Consider the following 15,941-nt stretch of genomic DNA (forward strand, 5'->3'; position numbering starts at 1 on the left):
GGAGTAGAGTTTTGACCCAGCATCATTACCGAGTAAACCCTATGTACCTCAACATCGAATTGAACCCAGAATACGAATCAAAACTCATCTATGTTCAAGAACGAACTGACCAAAAAGACTTAAAAGCCGTGATCGAAGCCGCGATCGACCTCTACTATCAGCAGCTTGAACCCGATCGAAAAACAGCCCTAGAACTCCTGACAGAATCTGGCTTCATCGGTTGTGCTGAAGCTGATGAGAATCTTTCAGTCAACTATAAGCAAGTCGTCAGCACTGCGATCAAAGAGCGCTTTCAGCAATCCCAAGAATCATGATCATCGCCGACACAGGCTTTTTCTTCGCACTGGCTAACCCCCGCGATCGGTACCACCAACCCGCAGTGCGTGCCCTAACAGCCCTCAAAGATCCACTCATCACCACCTATCCAGTCATTACAGAAACTTGTTACCTTCTACTCTCGACTAATGGCAACGCAGCGCAGCGTAATTTTTTGAGTAATGTAGTCGCTGGCGCGACGGATATTTTTCAGCTTAAAACTATCCACCTTATGCGAATGGTGACGCTCATTGAAATATATGCTGATCTGCCGATGGATATGGCTGATGCCTCCCTGGTCGTACTTGCAGAACATTTAGGGCATGGCAGAATCTTATCAAGCGATCGTCGAGATTTTCAGGTGTATCGCTGGAACCAAACTCAGCCCTTTGAAAACCTCCTGCTAAATTATCTTTGAAGGCCCACACCCTCAAAGCCTACGGCTTCAAACCCACCGACGACCTCCTCGAAAAGCTCCTGACGCTCAATCTAGAGCTAGCCGACAAGGAGAAACGCGGCGAACCCGTCATCGGCCCCTGGGCCCCCGACAATCCGCCTAAGCTATAATTACAACAGCTCGATTCATCAAGAGCGGGGTACAACCGCCATGCCAGGAGTTGCCTGAACCATGCAAACCCTTACAATCACCGCCTTCAACATCGCCGATTACTTCCTGTGGCTTGCCAATGATGTTGGCTCCTTCATCAGCAACCTCAAACTCCAAAAACTGGTTTACTACGCTCAAGCATGGCACTTAGCACTCTACGATCGGCCCTTGTTCGACGAAGACTTTCAAGCCTGGGTTCATGGCCCCGTCATTCCTGAACTGTTTGAGAAATACAAACACTTCGGCTGGCGACCGATCGACGAAGATGCAAAAATTGATTTACCTGATGACATCGTTTCACATCTCAATGATGTTGCCGATGAGTATTTCCGGTGTGATGCTTATGAGTTAGAGCAAATGACTCATATAGAAGAGCCATGGCAAAAAGCGAGAGTGGGTTTAATGCCTGATCAGGCTTCAACTAATATCATTCAAAAGGTGTGGATGCAGGAGTATTACAAGGCCCGTGTCGAAGAAGATTAAGAAAGGTTCTAAAGGTGGAGGACAAAGCGAGATTCGTCCGACGCCGCTTAAACCGAAAGGGGTCAGCTTTTCCTTCAAATACCTCAAAACCGATCACAAGAAGTTTAACTGGAACGATCGAGAAATTAGCTATTGGATAACATTACTCGATCGGCTTAAAAATCTTTCTGGCCTAACTGCTGTAGAGCTAAAAAGCAACAGCAGCAAATCTTTACGTTGTCATCCGATCGACTGGAATGATACCAGCGAAAACGGATTTGGCATTCCTGATGAAGAACAAGTCGTTGATACTCCCTATCAATTTTCGCTCTCCTCCAATGAGCATGGTCGAGTACATGGATTTTTCATTGGTGAAGTTTTCTATGCTGTTTGGCTTGATCCCAATCACTGTTTGTATCCATGACAACCGCACCCTCAAAGCCACCGATCGACGACCTCCTCGACAATCTCTGAGCACTCAACCTAGAACTCGCTGAAAAAGAGCAGCGCAGAGAACCCGCGATCGGCCCCTGCCCCCCCAATCTGCCTAAACTATAATCGAGATGCCCTGCTCTAAGCGAAGTTCTACATTCCACGTAGCATACGCCCAAAATCATCCACTTTTTGGACAGATAAGCAGCATAGCCAGAGCGGGGCAATCAATCTTCCTCGATAATCTCCACAATCACCCGCTGCAAATCCCGATCGGCAGGACGTTTGACAAACTGCTCATGGGTATACAACCAAACCAATCGAATTGTCAGCGTTGATTCACTCACCAAATACATCAAACGCACTTGCCCAGAAGCACCCTTACCAAACTTAAATTCCAACTTTTGAAACGTCCAGTCATCAGGCAGTTTTAAATTACCAGGCAACGGCTCTTGATGGGCATTACGCGGATAAGGATCATCAATCAGATTTTCCAAAATCCTACTAATTTGCTCAATAAAATCACCCCGAAAACTCTTCGCTAATTTCTTCAACGATCGCTGAAAATTATCCGAAGGTTCAATCGAGAATGGATTCGAGCCAGTCGCGCACGCCCCCCTTCTCTACCCGAACCGTCGGTTTCGTTGCCAATGCCGCTGTCAAAACATCCTGCATCACCCAAGGATACGCCGGATGCTCACGTTCAATAATCTCTAGCTTTTGCTCCCCCAATGCCCGCAAATCCTCTAAAGCGATCGGGTTATTTGAAGCCGCTTCTGTTGACAAACCCTGCCTTGCCTTTTTCCAGGGGAACTCCAAATGACTCATATCACTCAAACGATATGCGTGATACCCACCAAAATACTCCCACACCTCATCCAAAACCTGACGAGTCGCTGGATTGATTTTGACCATCGCTACTAAATTTGGAATCGGTAACTGTTTATCCTCAAACTCCCGATAGAACTGGTAGGCTGGAGGGCAAACAGGGCCATGCCGCCAAGCCTGAATCTCATCAGCAAAGAGCAGTTCCCCATACAAAGCCAAATGAATACTCTGAGCATAGTAGAGCAGCTTTTGCACCTTCATATTGGTCATTTGGCTTGCAATACCTGCATCATAGGCTTTGATAATGAAGTAGCGAGCAGCATCAAGACAATCAAGCATAATCTGCCCCGTAAAATCAAAAGATCCTATACTGTATCATTCTTTAAATCTCACCTCTACATTGTACTCAAATCCCTCTAGAAATTCAAGTGTACTACTGAGGTCTTCAAAAAAAGCGCCAGCCAACTCGCCAAACTCCACAAAACCCTAGACGACCACACCCTCAAAGCCTACGGCTTCAAACCCACCGACGACCTCCTCGAAAAGCTCCTCGCCCTCAACCTAGAGCTAGCCGATAAGGAAAAGCAAGGAGGAGCGATCGTTAACCCCTAGGCACCCGATAATCGACCCAACCCAAATCGACCAAACGCAGTAGCTTGACTCCTCTTTAATTGCTCAAAAGCCTTCCTGGCTAACGTTAGAGCCTCTGACAGTAACCCTCCCTTTAATTCAAGCTTGTCAATTAAAAAAAAGGGGGGTAAATTTTAATTTGTCGAATTGAATTAAAATTTTGACGGCAAATATTGAGCAATGGATAGAACACTTTTCACTGAAGGATTTCCAGGTCGATTGTGGGAGATCTCCGCCAATGGCCAACTGGATTGGGCTTATATCCCGGATGACCTGCCAACAAGCTGGCAACCTTCCCTGGAAATCTGGCCTCTGTTGACACAAGCCCGTGAAGAACTAGCTCGTCTTGATGGAGTCGGTCGCACCATGCCTAACTTTAACTTACTCCTACGCCCCCTCCAACGCCGGGAGGCCCTAACCTCTTCCAGCTTGGAAGGCACCTATGCAACACCCGAACAACTCCTTCTATTTGAAATTGATCCAAAAGAGCCACAATCTCCAAGTGCTCCTGAAAGTGCTTGGCAAGAAGTCCAAAATTATAGCAACGCACTAGATCTAGGACTACAGATGTTAACCGAGATGCCGCTCTCACTCAATGTCATTCGAGCCATCCATCAAAGACTTTTGGCCGGAGTTCGGGGGGCAAATAAAGACCCAGGTAATTTTCGCCGGACACAAGTACATATTGGTTCAGATCGTCGCTTCATTCCACCCCCACCCAATGAAGTCCTGCCATGTCTTTATGCACTCGAAAAATCGATTCATCATCCGGAAAACAAAATTGATACACTGATTTTCTGCTTTATGGCCCATTACCAATTTGAAACTATTCACCCCTTTTTAGATGGGAATGGTCGAGTCGGTCGATTATTGCTGTCGCTGATGATCTATCAAAAGTGCAATCTTCAACGACCTTGGCTCTACTTAAGCCCCTTCTTTGAAAGATACAAAGATGAATACATCAATTTATTATTTCAAGTTAGTTCAAAAGGTGCCTGGATTAGCTGGATTAAATTTTGTCTGCGCGGCACGATCGAGCAATCACAAGATGCAATTAAAAGAATTGATAAACTTCTGGCCCTCCGCAATCAATACATACAGCAACTCAGTCAGTCTGGTGGCAATATTAGACTAACTCGTTTAATCGAATATCTCTTTGATAATTCTCCGGCAGTCACAATAGCAAAAGTGGGGCAACTCTGTAGCGTTACAACGCCAACCGCTACTTCGGATGTTAATCGTCTAGTTAGTACTGGAATTTTAGTTGAATCCCAACTTTCAACTCGCCCAAAAGTGTATATCGCACCCCAAATCTTCAAAATCATTTTTGATGATTAATCGTTTCGCAATTTTCCTTACTTACAACCTCCTCACTTACAACCTCCTCACTTACAACATCCTCGAATGACTTCTCGTACTCAACCTAGAACTTGCCGAAACAGAAAAGCACAGAGAAGTCTAGATCGGCACCTGTCCCCCAACCCACCTAAACGATACAATTCCCCTATTCTAGATACCCACAGACTGTATAACTCATACAACCTGTGGGATACCTACCCTTCAACCGTTAGCGTTGTCGTTCGCGACTGAGTATGCTGATGTATTGCCCGTCGGAATGCAAAATCTTCATCGGTTGACTCCAATGAATCCTGTCTGCGATGCGATGGACATGTAATTGATTAATCGTGTCTTGAATGAATTCTGGATGACCGATTAAGTGGATCTGTAAGCGTTGTTTCTCATGTTGAACTTCACGATCGCTCCGATCGCTAGAACCTTTCGCCATATTGTGAGCTTCTCCTTGGTGTAGTGAATCCCTTTCCCGCTGCAAACTTGCACCCTTCTCCTGCGGGAGAAAGGCTGGGGATGAGGGCGGAAGAAAGCCCCAAAATTTAGAGCCACCCCGTTTGACATCACAAACAAGAGTGGCTCGGTCAGATGTTAAAATCCTCAACAAGCCTCCTTGCTGCTGGTTTCAGCGAGGGGGAATAGCTACCCAAAGTTGTTCCACCAACAATGGGTAGTGCCCTAAATTATTGGGAACCCAGCGACCCCATGCTTCATGCCGACCCGTTGAAAGAAGGATGTCCATGGCGATCGCTATGAGAAACACACTACGGACAAAGTAACAGTGCTGTCAATCCGTACTTAAAACCGTCTTTTCATGTATCATTCAGCACCCGTAGATCTAATCGCTTGGACTGACGATGCAGCACGATCGTTGGAGCTGCTTCCCAGCAACACCCACCCTCCATTGAATGATCCCTTAGCCGTTAACCCTTAGCCTGGGTCAGCAACACCCAAGTACTGGGTTTGCCCAACGTTTTCACCTCGATCGACGCCAATTGCTTCGCTTGTTTTGCTGGCAACTTCGGTACCACGTCCGCCTCCACCAAAAGATAGGATGCTGGCTCTTGCCCATCGGACGTTTGTAACTTCTGGATCAACGTCGGCAAATCCGCTGGAATCACCTGCCGTTCACTATAAAAATTCAACGAGGGCCGATTGGCAAAATAGGACGTGTAAATCGTCGCGCGATCGGGTGTACGGGTTTGGATCATCTGGGCGATCGGCTTCACAGGATAGGCCTCATTCAACTCCCAAATCCACACATTCGAACCCACAAAAAACAACAAGGTTAAATACATCCCCCACATCAGTACGGGAATAAATTGCCGATCCTGCTGGAACAACAAAATAGTGACCACTAGCCCTGTAATTCCCAGCGTCCCCAACGCCAGCACAATATCCCATTCCGGATTCGGTTGCGTCACAAAATACGCAATACCCACGCCCGCGATCGTCATCAACAAACCAAACAAGCTTGCCCACACATTGCGGTAGGGAATCTTAATCGATTGCTGCAACGAAACTGCCAAAGGTGGTGTCCACACACGCGATAGTTGCGCTCCCAACAATAACGCTAACGCTGGATACAGCGGCAATACATACCAAGGCAACTTAGTACTCATAATGGAAATGGTGACAAAATAAACCCCACTCCACAATAGTAAAAGCCTCGCCCAACTTAAATTGCGGTGATGCCAAGCAAACCCGATCGCCTGGGGCAGAAAAAAGATCCAAGGTACCCCATATTTCAAAACCTCTAGAAAGTAGTACCACACCGGGCCTTTATTGCTTCCCACATCCTCCCAAACCCGATTGAGGGACTGTTTCATCAGGTGTTCCCCGACAAATTGGCTGTTGTACTGCAACCACTGTGCCCCATACCAACCCGCCACTGGCGCAATGCCCAATACCAATCCTAACCAGAGATATCCGCAGGACAACAAACGCGGCGTATCCCAGACCATAAACGCCAAGCCGATCGCCCCGAGGAACAGCCCCAAAATCCCCTTCGTGAAGCACATCAGCCCAATGCCCAGCCCAATCCCCAAACTCCAGCGCAAATCCCGCCGCGATCGCAATAGACACGCCATCATCAACAGAAAAAAGCAGAGAATCGCCCCATCCAACATCGCCAACCGTCCCTGCCGAACGATCGGTAACCAAGTCATGTAAATCACAGCGGCAAACAAAGCCGGAACCCGCTCGTAAAAAATTTCGCGGCCAATCCAATAGAGCAATGGTACAGAAGTCGCGGTCAATAACGCGCTGGGTAATCGCGTTGACCATTCTGTCACCCCCCCTAGGCCATAACTCAAAGCCACTAACCAATGCATCAGCGGTGGTTTATTAAAGTAGGGGTTGCCGACGACATCCTTGGGGTAGATCCAGGCAGGCCATGCAGACAGATCGTGAAAAAGTGCCGCCCCCGATCGCCAAATTTCCCGCGCCACCTGAGCCACAATGCCCTCATCCCAATCACGCAGGGGCAGATTGCCAAGCTGGAAACACAGCAAAAATCCAGCCGCCAGCAATAATCCCCCCGCCCACGCCCAATCAATCCAGCGCTCTTGGGTTGGCATCGATCGGCCAAACCGTCCATAGGTAAAGAGGTTGGGACTCATGAACTCACGACTGTCTCAATACTGGTGTGCTCGATACTGGCGTGTATCTACCATCGGCATCATACCCGAATTCGCTTCCCCCCGATTCCTCTCCATCTGACATCAAACTTAACACCGGATTGGGGGAACCTCCCTAATCAAATAGGGAGATTGCCCAATGTTTGATCCCCGTGAAATTCGTTAGCGTATCACCAGTGGTTCAAAACAAGAAATGAAGTGACTTTATTGAAATAACCTCGATCAGTTCAAGATTTTTTGTTCCCTGTCAAGCTGAGCCTGTCTTCATTTTGCGAGGGGTGAGTGGTTCTTGAAATTTTTCAATTTTTTATAAATTTATTCAGGTAATGACCCCATGACTCAATGCCCTTGCTGCTCGACATCTTTGCTGCGTTATGTGAAGCGAGGCCAAGTCGAATGGTTTTGTCCCCACTGCTGGCAAACAATGCCCCAATGGCCAAACCCCGCCTCAATCTCCACCTCGATCGCAGATGTGGTTGAAACGCCCCGTGCCACCTCCATCCGCCCCGTGAAGCCTTCCCTGTCGGAGCGCTAAAGGCGATCGGGTGCTCAAGATTAACTGACCAAAGGCGCGATCGCGGCGATCATCTGGGAGATCATCTAAGGGGTGGATTCCGCCTGTTCTCCCTCTGTAGCTTGGAGGGATTGCTGAATTAATTCCTGCAAATTAAGATACTGCGCCGGGGGAGAGTCTACAAGGATCGGGGTGGTTGTAGCAGCATGGTGTAACCGCACCAAAATTTGACTGAGCGCATAATCTCGGCGGGCAGGACTGCGATCGCGGGGGCTCAGAGTAAGAATTTGAACCCCTTCCGTCTGATTGCAGGGAGCACCATATTCCTCCACGCTGCACACGATCGGCTGATTTTTGCGAATTCCCGTCGTGAGGTAGGCCAGGGAATATTCGCTATTACTGGAATTGAGAAAATTGAACCGGGCTGCCACTTCCCGGCACCGTTGTGCTGCGGAAAATTTGCCCATGCCAGTAAATTGCAAAATCGGTTTGCTGATCCTTCGGCGTTTGACCGATCGAGCCACCAGCGTTCGGCTGCCATTGGGACATTCAAACACTAAGTCAGGAAACGTCGCCGCTTGGCTGGGCATTGGCAAGAGACTCATCGCACTCCCGATCGCCAAAACGCCCAGAACGATCGATCGGCCAAGATTCCGGTTCAGCCAGTGGCGATTTGACCAGTGGCGATTTAACCAGTGGCGATTTGACCAGTGGCGATTTAACCAATACCTGTTAAACCGATGAACCTGAGCCATTGGGTTGGGGAAGCAGTCGCGGAGCATCATAGCAGTCAATATCCATAACCAGCGGTCAGCAATACCTAGAAGGCCAGTCCCTTGATTCCCTAAGACACCGCCCAATTAGGGCCGTCCGGAATAAAATAGGGGGTGGTCAGGGAGAGATGCATAGAAATTCATGGGCGTTTTTAGCCAACAATTAAAAGGATTTTTAGCAGGTCAAGAATCGGCTTCTACCTTGGCAGATCGTTGGCTTGGACAACTCGATGCCGTAACGTCGAGCACTGATGTAACTCAAGACAACGATCGCTGGTGGCCGTTGGATGGCGATCGGGTTAACTCCAACCTCGATGCCAGTGGACTCAGGGAACAGGTGGAAGCAAGGCTCCAATTTTTGCAGCGGATCGATGCTGATTTTCAAGCCTTTTCCCAGGCGTTGGACTTTCCCGAAGATTTGCTCCGTCCGCTCTGGCAGGTCTGGATCCCCCTTGCCCAGCAGATTGACCAATGGCGTAAACAACAGTCTCAGCCCTTGATCGTGGGATTTTTGGGCGGGCAGGGGACGGGAAAAACGACCCTGACCAAAATCTTGACGATTCTGCTGAAACACTTGGGCCAGATCGCGATCGGATTTTCCCTAGATGACCTGTACTTGACCTATGACGAACGGCAGGCATTGCGGTTACGGGATCCTCGTCTCGATCGTCGAGGGCCACCCGGTACCCATGATGTGGAATTGGGGTTAACGGTCTTGGAAAAAATACGATCGCAGCAATTTCCCGTAGACCTACCGCGCTTTGATAAATCAGCCTTTCAGGGCGCAGGCGATCGCAGCCAGTCCGAACAGATAGCCGCAGCAGATGTAGTGTTGTTTGAGGGTTGGTTTGTGGGCTGTCGTCCGGTTGCCCCGTTTATGTTTGCGACTGCGCCGGAACCGATCGTCACCGAGGCCGATCGCCAATTTGCCCGTGATATGAACATGAATCTGTACGCCTATCAACCGCTGTGGGATCTGCTCGATCGGTTGATCGTTTTACAGGTACCGGACTACCGTTTGAGTCTCCAATGGCGCTGTGAGGCAGAACATCGCATGATCGCCGAGGGCAAAGCGGGAATGAGTGATGTAGAAATTGCTGACTTTGTGAATTATTTTTGGCAAGCCTTGCACCCAGAACTCTTTATTCAGCCGCTGCTAGAAGAACCGCAATGGGTCGATCGGGTCATTGAAATTCAACCCAACCATTTACCCAAACGCATGTATTGCCCTCAATAGACTCCAGATTCCGTAATTGGCTTCGGGAACAGCGTACAAATAAAAACTCACATGGCTGGACGGGTCGGTGGCTGGACGGGTCGGTGGCTGGACGGGTCGGTGGCTGACTGGATGTAGTGGGAATGTTATTGCCTAGCCAGTCCCTCAGGAGCGAGTGGAATTCAAACTCTCTAGGGCAGGATAGGCTGATCCAACTTCATCAAGTCCTCATCTAAAGTGTAGGGAATGTACTCAAGAATTTGTCGATCGCTGCCCCTTAAACTATCAGCAAGTACGCAAGTTTGGGTCTTTGTCAGGTAAAGGGAAACCCTTAACCGCCATCTACCGCTACGTTGGATTTAAACACGTTGGATTTAAACCACGTGAAATCGAAACATCTGATCTACTAAATCTAGCAAGAGCATCTACCTAATATTCCATCTACCTGACAATCCTGATTATTCAGTGTCAGCCAGCCTTCTACCATCTCTAGGCTGGCTTTTTTAATGCATGATTCTGGGGCAAGGGATGGAAGTGCTAGAGTCACCGTCGATCGCGGGTCTACCGATCGCGGGTCTACTCTTCTGCCATAGCCTGCAATCATGGCCTGCGATCATGGGTTCTCACGATCGTCGGTAATCCAGTCCAAATCCGACAAAGGAGAACGCTAAGATAGAACAGACTTTCATAGAGAATACTGATGAACATTGCAGTCGGCGCAGATGCAACCACCCTTTTTCGAGCGGCCTATGAAAACCGCTACACCTGGGATTCCAGCTTTCCCGGCTACACCGCAGATGTGACCTATCGTTGTGGTGACCAGGTGTTCCAGGGACAGGCTAAGGTCTCTCCGGATCCACGCATGGGCTACAAGGGTGATGTAACGGGGATTGATGATGAAGAGGTCCTGAAAGCGATTCAAGGTCAACTGTGGGAAACCGCCATTCACCGAGTTCGCCGTACCTTTGAGCAAACCCATGGAGCGAATACCTTCACCTTTGGCGAGACCGATGGGTCCGGTGCGGTGGAAATTATTATGGGCGGTAAAGCAACGGGCGATCGCTACAAAGTTCGCAATAACGAAGTCGTACTTGTCCATCGTCATATCCACGGCAATGTTGTGACGATTAATACCTTCAGCACCTACGATACCGGTGCAGGTTACCTGTCCCACACCTATGATGCTGTTTATCACGATCCCAAAACGGGTGTACAAACCAGCCCGAAACAACTGTTTGAAGATAGCTACGAAGAAGTGAATGGGTACACAGTCCTTAACAAGCGAGTGATCACTACGGAAGATAACTCTCAACCCGTTGAATTTGTATTCACCAACATTCAATTACTGGCCTAGGTTTCAGAGAAGAGGTTGGAGAAAGTTGGTTCTAGAAGATGAGTTCTAGAGATTTTTCCCATAGTTACCCCTCAAAAAATCAATGCAGGATGGCTGGGTGTGTGGCTAGGGGGGAGGCGTGATCCGCTAGGATTGGCATAGGCAAACCTTCATCAAATTGCGACAAGGAATACCCTGATATGGCACTGGCATTAACAAACGACAATGTGGAAACGGTATTGGATGAAATGCGTCCTTACCTGATTTCCGATGGCGGCAATGTGGAATTGGTTGAAATTGATGGCCCGATCGTCAAGCTGCGGCTTCAGGGCGCTTGTGGATCTTGCCCCAGTTCCACCATGACCCTGCGCATGGGGATTGAGCGCCGTCTACGGGAGCAAATTCCCGAAATTACGGAAGTTGAACAAGTTTTCTAGGATTGCGAGATCCCAAACTTCGCTCAACGACTGGGCGATCGTGGAAAATGGAATTCAAGGGAGAAGGGCAGGCGATCGTTAGATTAGGCGATCGCCTGCCTTTTTTAAGTTCTGCTCTATGAGATCGTTCCGCTCAATTTATACAGTCTCATTGGGCGGCACAATGGGGGGTAGCAAGTTATGAATGGGAATTTCCAAATCTGGAAATGCGATCGGACTGACGGTTAACGTTTCCGCTAAAATCAACTCCTGCTGATAGCCAGAGGTCGCAGGTTGACGAAAGACATGGAGCCGCCGATCGATCAAATCTAAAACCCAATAATCTTCAATGCCTGCTTGGGCATAGGCTAAGGCTTTGACACCCCGATCGTATTTCAAACTGGTATCGGCAATTTCAAGAATGAGCCAAATCTCGTGGGGCTGGGGATGGTGGGTGACATAGTCCAGGGGATCGGGCTGCACGATCGCGATATCAGGTTCGGGTTCGGAATCGTCATTAAGCGTGACGGGATCTTGGGTTCGGACAGTGGCCCGATCGCCACACGACTGGAGCAGACACCGCATCGATCGTTGGGTCGCAGATGCATGGGCCTGCCCTTTCGCCACCATAGTCAAAATCACACCATTCAACAGTTCTGTTCGTTCAGCCAGCGGCAAAATTTCTGCATGGGTTAAGCGGTGATACTCACCCACCGTAAATCGATGGAGTTGGGCAGGAAAATTCATGGGGTGGTAGCCCTCGCATTCCGGTTCCTACCTACTAGTCTATCGCCCATAGGATGCGAGCCAAAAATTTACATCCCTTTACTATCGTGATTTGCACTGCAATCATTCAATTCTCAACACGTTAAAACAACCCATAGGAAACAGGGCCAATCGTAAATGAACTGCTACGATCGAGGCAACCGTTCCACAATAGAACACAGCACCGTTCATTAGAATCCTCCTATAAAGTTGTCCCTTAGAGTTTCGTTTCTTCCACTGTCATGCCACATCCTCTTTACGTTGCCTTCATTTGGCACCAACACCAACCGCTCTACAAAAGCCGTGCCGCTGAAGGTGAATACCGTTTGCCTTGGGTGCGCTTGCATGGCACCAAGGATTACCTAGATTTGATCTTATTGTTGGAGAAATATCCTAAGTTGCATCAGACGGTCAATCTGGTTCCCTCATTGATGATGCAGATTGAGGATTATGTTAAGGGCACAGCGCTCGATCCCTACCTTAAATTGACGCTGACCCCCACTGATCAGCTGCTGGAAACCCAAAAGGAATTTATCATCGAGCATTTCTTTGATGCGCACCACCGCACGATGATTGATCCCCACCCGCGTTACTCCCAACTCTACGCCCAGCGGCAGGAAAAGGGGCGGGGCTGGTGTTTAGAAAATTGGCAAGAGGGGGATTTCAGCGACCTCTTGGCTTGGCATAACCTGTGCTGGATTGATCCCCTGTTCTGGGGCGATCGCGACATTGCCGCATGGTTGGAACAGGGCAAGGACTTTACCCTGGCCGATCGGCAGCGCATCATCAGCAAGCATCGGGAAATCATGGCCAACATCATCCCGCAGCACAAGAAAATGCAGGATGCGGGGCAGTTGGAAGTGACCACCACGCCCTACACCCATCCCATCATGCCGCTGCTGGCGGATACGGATGCGGGCCGCGTAGCTGTACCCGAAATGAGGTTGCCTAATGCCCAGTTCCAGTACGCTGACGATATTCCCCGCCACCTGCGCAAGGCTCGGGAAATGTACGAAGAACGCTTCGATCGGCCCTTGCGGGGGCTATGGCCCTCGGAACAGTCGGTGAGTCCGGCGATTTTGCCCTATGTGGCCAAGGAAAATATCCGTTGGATTTGTTCCGATGAAGCAGTTTTGGGCTGGAGCATTAAGCACTTCTTCCACCGCGATGAAACGGGAACGGTGCAGGATCCCGAACTGATTTATCGGCCCTACAAACTGGAAACGCCCGCTGGGGATATTTCGATCGTCTTCCGGGATCACCGGCTCTCTGACCTGATCGGCTTTACCTACAGTGGTATGGAACCCAAGAAAGCGGCTGCGGATTTAATCGGGCATTTGGAAGCCATCTCCCGTGCACTGAAAGAAAAGCAGGACACGACTTCCAGCACCTTGGATGAACCCTGGCTCGTGACGATCGCCCTAGATGGCGAAAACTGCTGGGAGTTTTACCCCGAGGATGGCAAGCCGTTCCTGGAAGCGCTGTATTCTACCCTGAGTGCGACCTCGGAGATTGAGCTCGTCACCGTCTCGGAATTCCTTGAAAAATTCCCGACCACGGCCACCATCCCTGCCGCAGAACTGCACAGCGGCTCCTGGGTGGATGGTAGCTTTACCACCTGGATTGGCGATCCCGCGAAGAATAAGGCGTGGGATCTGTTGACGGCGGCACGGGATACCCTTGCGAGACATCCCGAAGCCACTGAGGAATCCAACCCGGCAGCTTGGGAAGCGCTCTATGCGGCGGAAGGATCGGACTGGTTCTGGTGGTTTGGGGAAGGCCACTCGTCTAACCACGATGCCATCTTCGATCAACTGTTCCGGGAGCACTTGGTGGCGCTGTATCAAGCCTTAAATGAACCGGTGCCGGAAGAGGTACTGCGTCCCGTGGAAATTCATGCCGCTGCGGGCGATCGGGCACCCCAAGGTTTCATCCATCCGATCATTGACGGGCGTGGAGATGAGCAGGATTGGGATAAGGCAGGGCGCTTTGAGGTGGGAGGCGCACGGGGGACGATGCACCAAAGCAGTGCTATCCAACGCCTGTGGTATGGGTTTGATCACCTCAACTTCTATCTCCGCCTCGATTTCCGGAGTGGCATTAAACCCGGCATTGACTGCCCACCCGAGTTTAATCTGTTCTGGTTCTATGCGGATAAACCCATGTTTAACAGTCCGCTGCCGTTGGTGGAACTGCCAAACGAAGCGCCGTTAACCTATTTCTACCACCACCATTTAGGGGTGAATCTATTGACGCGAACCCTGTGGTTCCAGGAGGCCCAGGAGCATTTGCGCTGGCAGAATCGTGCAAGTCGTGCCCAGGTTGAAGTTGAGCAATGCCTGGAAATTTCCATGCCCTGGGTGGATTTGCAGATGGAGCCGGATTCTAAATTGCGAATTTTGGCGGTGATGTCCGATGGGGGGCGCTATCGCCAATACCTACCGGACAATGCCTTGATTCCGGTGACGATTCCGTAGTCCGATCCCCCTAAATCCCCCTTAAAAAGGGGGACTTTGATTGTGTATTTTCTGATTCCCCTCTGATAAATGGATAATGGAACGTTTTCCGGTTCCCTCCTTATGACGGGGGGCTAGGGGGGATCGAATCTTGGGCACGATCTCGTAAATTTCGACTCTCCGCAAATTTTCTGTGTCACAGGTATTTGAACAACGTCCGATTGAGAATCCCGATCGCAGTGCTTGGTTGGCATTAGCGATCGGGAATTCTCGCCTGCATTGGGCTTGGTTCCAAGCGGGGGAATTGCAACAGGTTTGGGATACACCGCACTTGAATCTGCAAGGGATTCAGCATTTGGTAAATCATCGGTTTAATTTCCATCAATTGGCTGACTGGACTGATTTAGACGTATCACCTTCGATTCAATCTAGCATTTCCGATCGTGCTGATTCTAATACCCTCGAACTCTGTGTAATTTCTGTTGTTCCACAGCAAGTAGACTATTGGCAGCACTGCTATCCAATCTGCTTAATCGAGCGTTCCCAAGTTCCCATTCCTGACATGTACTCCACGTTAGGGATCGATCGAACTGTGGCATTGTGGGGAGCGATGGAACTGTATGGGTCGCCAGTGTTGGTGATTGATGGGGGGACGGCGTTAACTTTTACGGGGGCGACGGGAGATCGTAGCTTTGCCGGAGGAGCTATTCTGCCCGGACTGCAATTACAATTTCGATCGCTCGGCCAGTCCACCGCTGCATTACCCAACCTAGACGTTGTACAAACTGCATTGCCGCCTCGGTGGGCTCACAATACGCCTGAGGCCATCCAGAGTGGCATTCTTTACACCGTGCTGGTGGGGCTAGAAGCGGCCATTCAGGACTGGGACAGCCGCTATTCGCCGAATGGTAACAGCGCCATTTGCCTAACTGGAGGCGATGGAGCCCTTCTCGCTAACCTGTTGCAGCAACGCAATCCCCACTGGCACGATCGCCTACATTACGATCGTGCGTTAATCTTTCGGGGGATGCAACTTCTGCGCGATCGGCAGCATGATATTGAGTAGGTACGATTGGCTAGAATTGCGCGATCGGTAGAGTCGGAATCCCGATCTGTCCCAAAGGATCCTAAAGTCTCTACAATGAATGCAGTCTCTTCGGCCTACAGAGAGACTAGCTTTGTTCCGATTAGCCCATTCTGATTGG

19 protein-coding genes are annotated in these 15,941 nt (G+C 49.7%); 13 read left to right on the forward strand and 6 right to left on the reverse strand.

What is annotated here, in order from left to right; genetic code table 11:
- Positions 1–41: 41 nt before the first annotated feature.
- The 5 genes from ACN4EG_RS11135 (at position 42) to ACN4EG_RS11155 (ending at position 1,808) form a co-directional block, all read left to right on the forward strand.
- The gene (locus tag ACN4EG_RS11135) at positions 42–314 is read left to right on the forward strand and encodes a hypothetical protein (protein ID WP_431629483.1); all 273 of its coding nucleotides are present in this window, start codon (positions 42–44) and stop codon (positions 312–314) included.
- Entirely contained in the window at positions 311–733 is a 423-nt protein-coding gene (locus ACN4EG_RS11140; RefSeq protein WP_431629484.1) for a type II toxin-antitoxin system VapC family toxin, read from the forward strand. The genes ACN4EG_RS11135 and ACN4EG_RS11140 overlap by 4 nt, the downstream gene beginning before the upstream one ends.
- On the forward strand, positions 730–882 hold the full coding sequence (locus ACN4EG_RS11145) for a hypothetical protein (protein ID WP_431629486.1): 153 nt from the start codon (positions 730–732) through the stop codon (positions 880–882). Before ACN4EG_RS11140 ends, ACN4EG_RS11145 begins: the two co-directional genes overlap by 4 nt.
- 61 nt (positions 883–943) lie before the next feature.
- Positions 944–1,405: a Panacea domain-containing protein gene (locus ACN4EG_RS11150; protein ID WP_431629488.1), complete on the forward strand. Its 462-nt coding sequence runs from the start codon at positions 944–946 to the stop codon at positions 1,403–1,405.
- Positions 1,389–1,808 (forward strand): hypothetical protein, encoded by a 420-nt coding sequence (locus ACN4EG_RS11155; RefSeq protein WP_431629490.1) that lies wholly within the window; start codon positions 1,389–1,391, stop codon positions 1,806–1,808. Before ACN4EG_RS11150 ends, ACN4EG_RS11155 begins: the two co-directional genes overlap by 17 nt.
- A gap of 235 nt (positions 1,809–2,043) precedes the next feature.
- Here ACN4EG_RS11155 and ACN4EG_RS11160 read toward each other — a convergent pair whose 3' ends face one another.
- Positions 2,044–2,313 carry a hypothetical protein gene (locus ACN4EG_RS11160; RefSeq protein WP_431629491.1) on the reverse strand — a complete coding sequence of 90 codons (270 nt, stop codon included), beginning with the start codon at positions 2,311–2,313 and terminating at the stop codon, positions 2,044–2,046.
- Between the two features lie 82 nt (positions 2,314–2,395).
- A complete protein-coding gene (locus ACN4EG_RS11165) occupies positions 2,396–2,983 on the reverse strand; it encodes a Panacea domain-containing protein (RefSeq protein WP_431629492.1) in 588 nt (195 codons plus the stop codon).
- A 471-nt stretch (positions 2,984–3,454) separates the two neighbouring features.
- Between ACN4EG_RS11165 and ACN4EG_RS11170 the strand changes: the two genes are divergently transcribed.
- Entirely contained in the window at positions 3,455–4,612 is a 1,158-nt protein-coding gene (locus ACN4EG_RS11170; RefSeq protein WP_431629493.1) for a Fic family protein, read from the forward strand.
- A gap of 229 nt (positions 4,613–4,841) precedes the next feature.
- Here the strand turns inward: ACN4EG_RS11170 and ACN4EG_RS11175 are convergent, their stop codons facing one another.
- On the reverse strand, positions 4,842–5,060 hold the full coding sequence (locus ACN4EG_RS11175; protein WP_431629494.1) for a hypothetical protein: 219 nt from the start codon (positions 5,058–5,060) through the stop codon (positions 4,842–4,844).
- Positions 5,061–5,547: 487 nt separating this feature from the next.
- Positions 5,548–7,245 carry a glycosyltransferase family 39 protein gene (locus ACN4EG_RS11180; protein WP_431629496.1) on the reverse strand — a complete coding sequence of 566 codons (1,698 nt, stop codon included), beginning with the start codon at positions 7,243–7,245 and terminating at the stop codon, positions 5,548–5,550.
- Between the two features lie 352 nt (positions 7,246–7,597).
- On the opposite strand from ACN4EG_RS11180, the gene ACN4EG_RS11185 reads away from it, so the two are divergent.
- Entirely contained in the window at positions 7,598–7,798 is a 201-nt protein-coding gene (locus ACN4EG_RS11185; protein ID WP_431629498.1) for a hypothetical protein, read from the forward strand.
- Positions 7,799–7,863: 65 nt separating this feature from the next.
- On the opposite strand, the gene ACN4EG_RS11190 is transcribed toward ACN4EG_RS11185, so the two are convergent.
- Positions 7,864–8,532, reverse strand: a complete 669-nt coding sequence (locus ACN4EG_RS11190) for a COP23 domain-containing protein (protein WP_431629499.1) — start codon at positions 8,530–8,532, stop codon at positions 7,864–7,866.
- Between the two features lie 160 nt (positions 8,533–8,692).
- Here ACN4EG_RS11190 and ACN4EG_RS11195 point away from each other — a divergent pair, with 160 nt between their 5' ends.
- The 4 genes from ACN4EG_RS11195 (at position 8,693) to ACN4EG_RS11210 (ending at position 11,536) form a co-directional block, all read left to right on the forward strand.
- Positions 8,693–9,787, forward strand: coding sequence for a glycerate kinase (locus tag ACN4EG_RS11195; protein ID WP_431629500.1), 1,095 nt, complete (start codon positions 8,693–8,695; stop codon positions 9,785–9,787).
- Between the two features lie 489 nt (positions 9,788–10,276).
- On the forward strand, positions 10,277–10,405 hold the full coding sequence (locus tag ACN4EG_RS11200; RefSeq protein ID WP_431629501.1) for a hypothetical protein: 129 nt from the start codon (positions 10,277–10,279) through the stop codon (positions 10,403–10,405).
- Positions 10,406–10,466: 61 nt separating this feature from the next.
- A complete protein-coding gene (locus ACN4EG_RS11205) occupies positions 10,467–11,120 on the forward strand; it encodes a DUF3386 domain-containing protein (RefSeq protein ID WP_431629502.1) in 654 nt (217 codons plus the stop codon).
- Between the two features lie 179 nt (positions 11,121–11,299).
- The gene (locus ACN4EG_RS11210; RefSeq protein ID WP_190574919.1) at positions 11,300–11,536 is read left to right on the forward strand and encodes a NifU family protein; all 237 of its coding nucleotides are present in this window, start codon (positions 11,300–11,302) and stop codon (positions 11,534–11,536) included.
- A gap of 138 nt (positions 11,537–11,674) precedes the next feature.
- Here ACN4EG_RS11210 and ACN4EG_RS11215 read toward each other — a convergent pair whose 3' ends face one another.
- Positions 11,675–12,262, reverse strand: coding sequence for a Uma2 family endonuclease (locus ACN4EG_RS11215; protein WP_431629504.1), 588 nt, complete (start codon positions 12,260–12,262; stop codon positions 11,675–11,677).
- Between the two features lie 260 nt (positions 12,263–12,522).
- On the opposite strand from ACN4EG_RS11215, the gene ACN4EG_RS11220 reads away from it, so the two are divergent.
- Positions 12,523–14,757, forward strand: coding sequence for a glycoside hydrolase (locus ACN4EG_RS11220; protein ID WP_431629506.1), 2,235 nt, complete (start codon positions 12,523–12,525; stop codon positions 14,755–14,757).
- Between the two features lie 172 nt (positions 14,758–14,929).
- On the forward strand, positions 14,930–15,802 hold the full coding sequence (locus tag ACN4EG_RS11225) for a pantothenate kinase (RefSeq protein WP_431629507.1): 873 nt from the start codon (positions 14,930–14,932) through the stop codon (positions 15,800–15,802).
- The last annotated feature ends 139 nt before the right edge of the window (positions 15,803–15,941 follow it).

It is taken from the genome of Alkalinema pantanalense CENA528, from assembly GCF_050753345.1.
GTDB lineage: Bacteria > Cyanobacteriota > Cyanobacteriia > Leptolyngbyales > Leptolyngbyaceae > Alkalinema > Alkalinema pantanalense.

What these genes read in the sequence shown, in the direction of transcription:
- ACN4EG_RS11135 (WP_431629483.1), top strand. Translation starts at nt 42, where the DNA reads ATGTACCTCAACATCGAATTGAACCCAGAATACGAATCAAAACTCATC.
- ACN4EG_RS11170 (WP_431629493.1), top strand. Translation starts at nt 3,455, where the DNA reads ATGGATAGAACACTTTTCACTGAAGGATTTCCAGGTCGATTGTGGGAG.
- ACN4EG_RS11205 (WP_431629502.1), top strand. Translation starts at nt 10,467, where the DNA reads ATGAACATTGCAGTCGGCGCAGATGCAACCACCCTTTTTCGAGCGGCC.
- ACN4EG_RS11195 (WP_431629500.1), top strand. Translation starts at nt 8,693, where the DNA reads ATGGGCGTTTTTAGCCAACAATTAAAAGGATTTTTAGCAGGTCAAGAA.
- ACN4EG_RS11150 (WP_431629488.1), top strand. Translation starts at nt 944, where the DNA reads ATGCAAACCCTTACAATCACCGCCTTCAACATCGCCGATTACTTCCTG.
- ACN4EG_RS11210 (WP_190574919.1), top strand. Translation starts at nt 11,300, where the DNA reads ATGGCACTGGCATTAACAAACGACAATGTGGAAACGGTATTGGATGAA.
- ACN4EG_RS11185 (WP_431629498.1), top strand. Translation starts at nt 7,598, where the DNA reads ATGACTCAATGCCCTTGCTGCTCGACATCTTTGCTGCGTTATGTGAAG.
- ACN4EG_RS11190 (WP_431629499.1), bottom strand. Translation starts at nt 8,532, where the DNA reads ATGGCTCAGGTTCATCGGTTTAACAGGTATTGGTTAAATCGCCACTGG.
- ACN4EG_RS11180 (WP_431629496.1), bottom strand. Translation starts at nt 7,245, where the DNA reads ATGAGTCCCAACCTCTTTACCTATGGACGGTTTGGCCGATCGATGCCA.
- ACN4EG_RS11200 (WP_431629501.1), top strand. Translation starts at nt 10,277, where the DNA reads ATGATTCTGGGGCAAGGGATGGAAGTGCTAGAGTCACCGTCGATCGCG.
- ACN4EG_RS11220 (WP_431629506.1), top strand. Translation starts at nt 12,523, where the DNA reads ATGCCACATCCTCTTTACGTTGCCTTCATTTGGCACCAACACCAACCG.
- ACN4EG_RS11140 (WP_431629484.1), top strand. Translation starts at nt 311, where the DNA reads ATGATCATCGCCGACACAGGCTTTTTCTTCGCACTGGCTAACCCCCGC.
- ACN4EG_RS11215 (WP_431629504.1), bottom strand. Translation starts at nt 12,262, where the DNA reads ATGAATTTTCCTGCCCAACTCCATCGATTTACGGTGGGTGAGTATCAC.
- ACN4EG_RS11175 (WP_431629494.1), bottom strand. Translation starts at nt 5,060, where the DNA reads ATGGCGAAAGGTTCTAGCGATCGGAGCGATCGTGAAGTTCAACATGAG.
- ACN4EG_RS11165 (WP_431629492.1), bottom strand. Translation starts at nt 2,983, where the DNA reads ATGCTTGATTGTCTTGATGCTGCTCGCTACTTCATTATCAAAGCCTAT.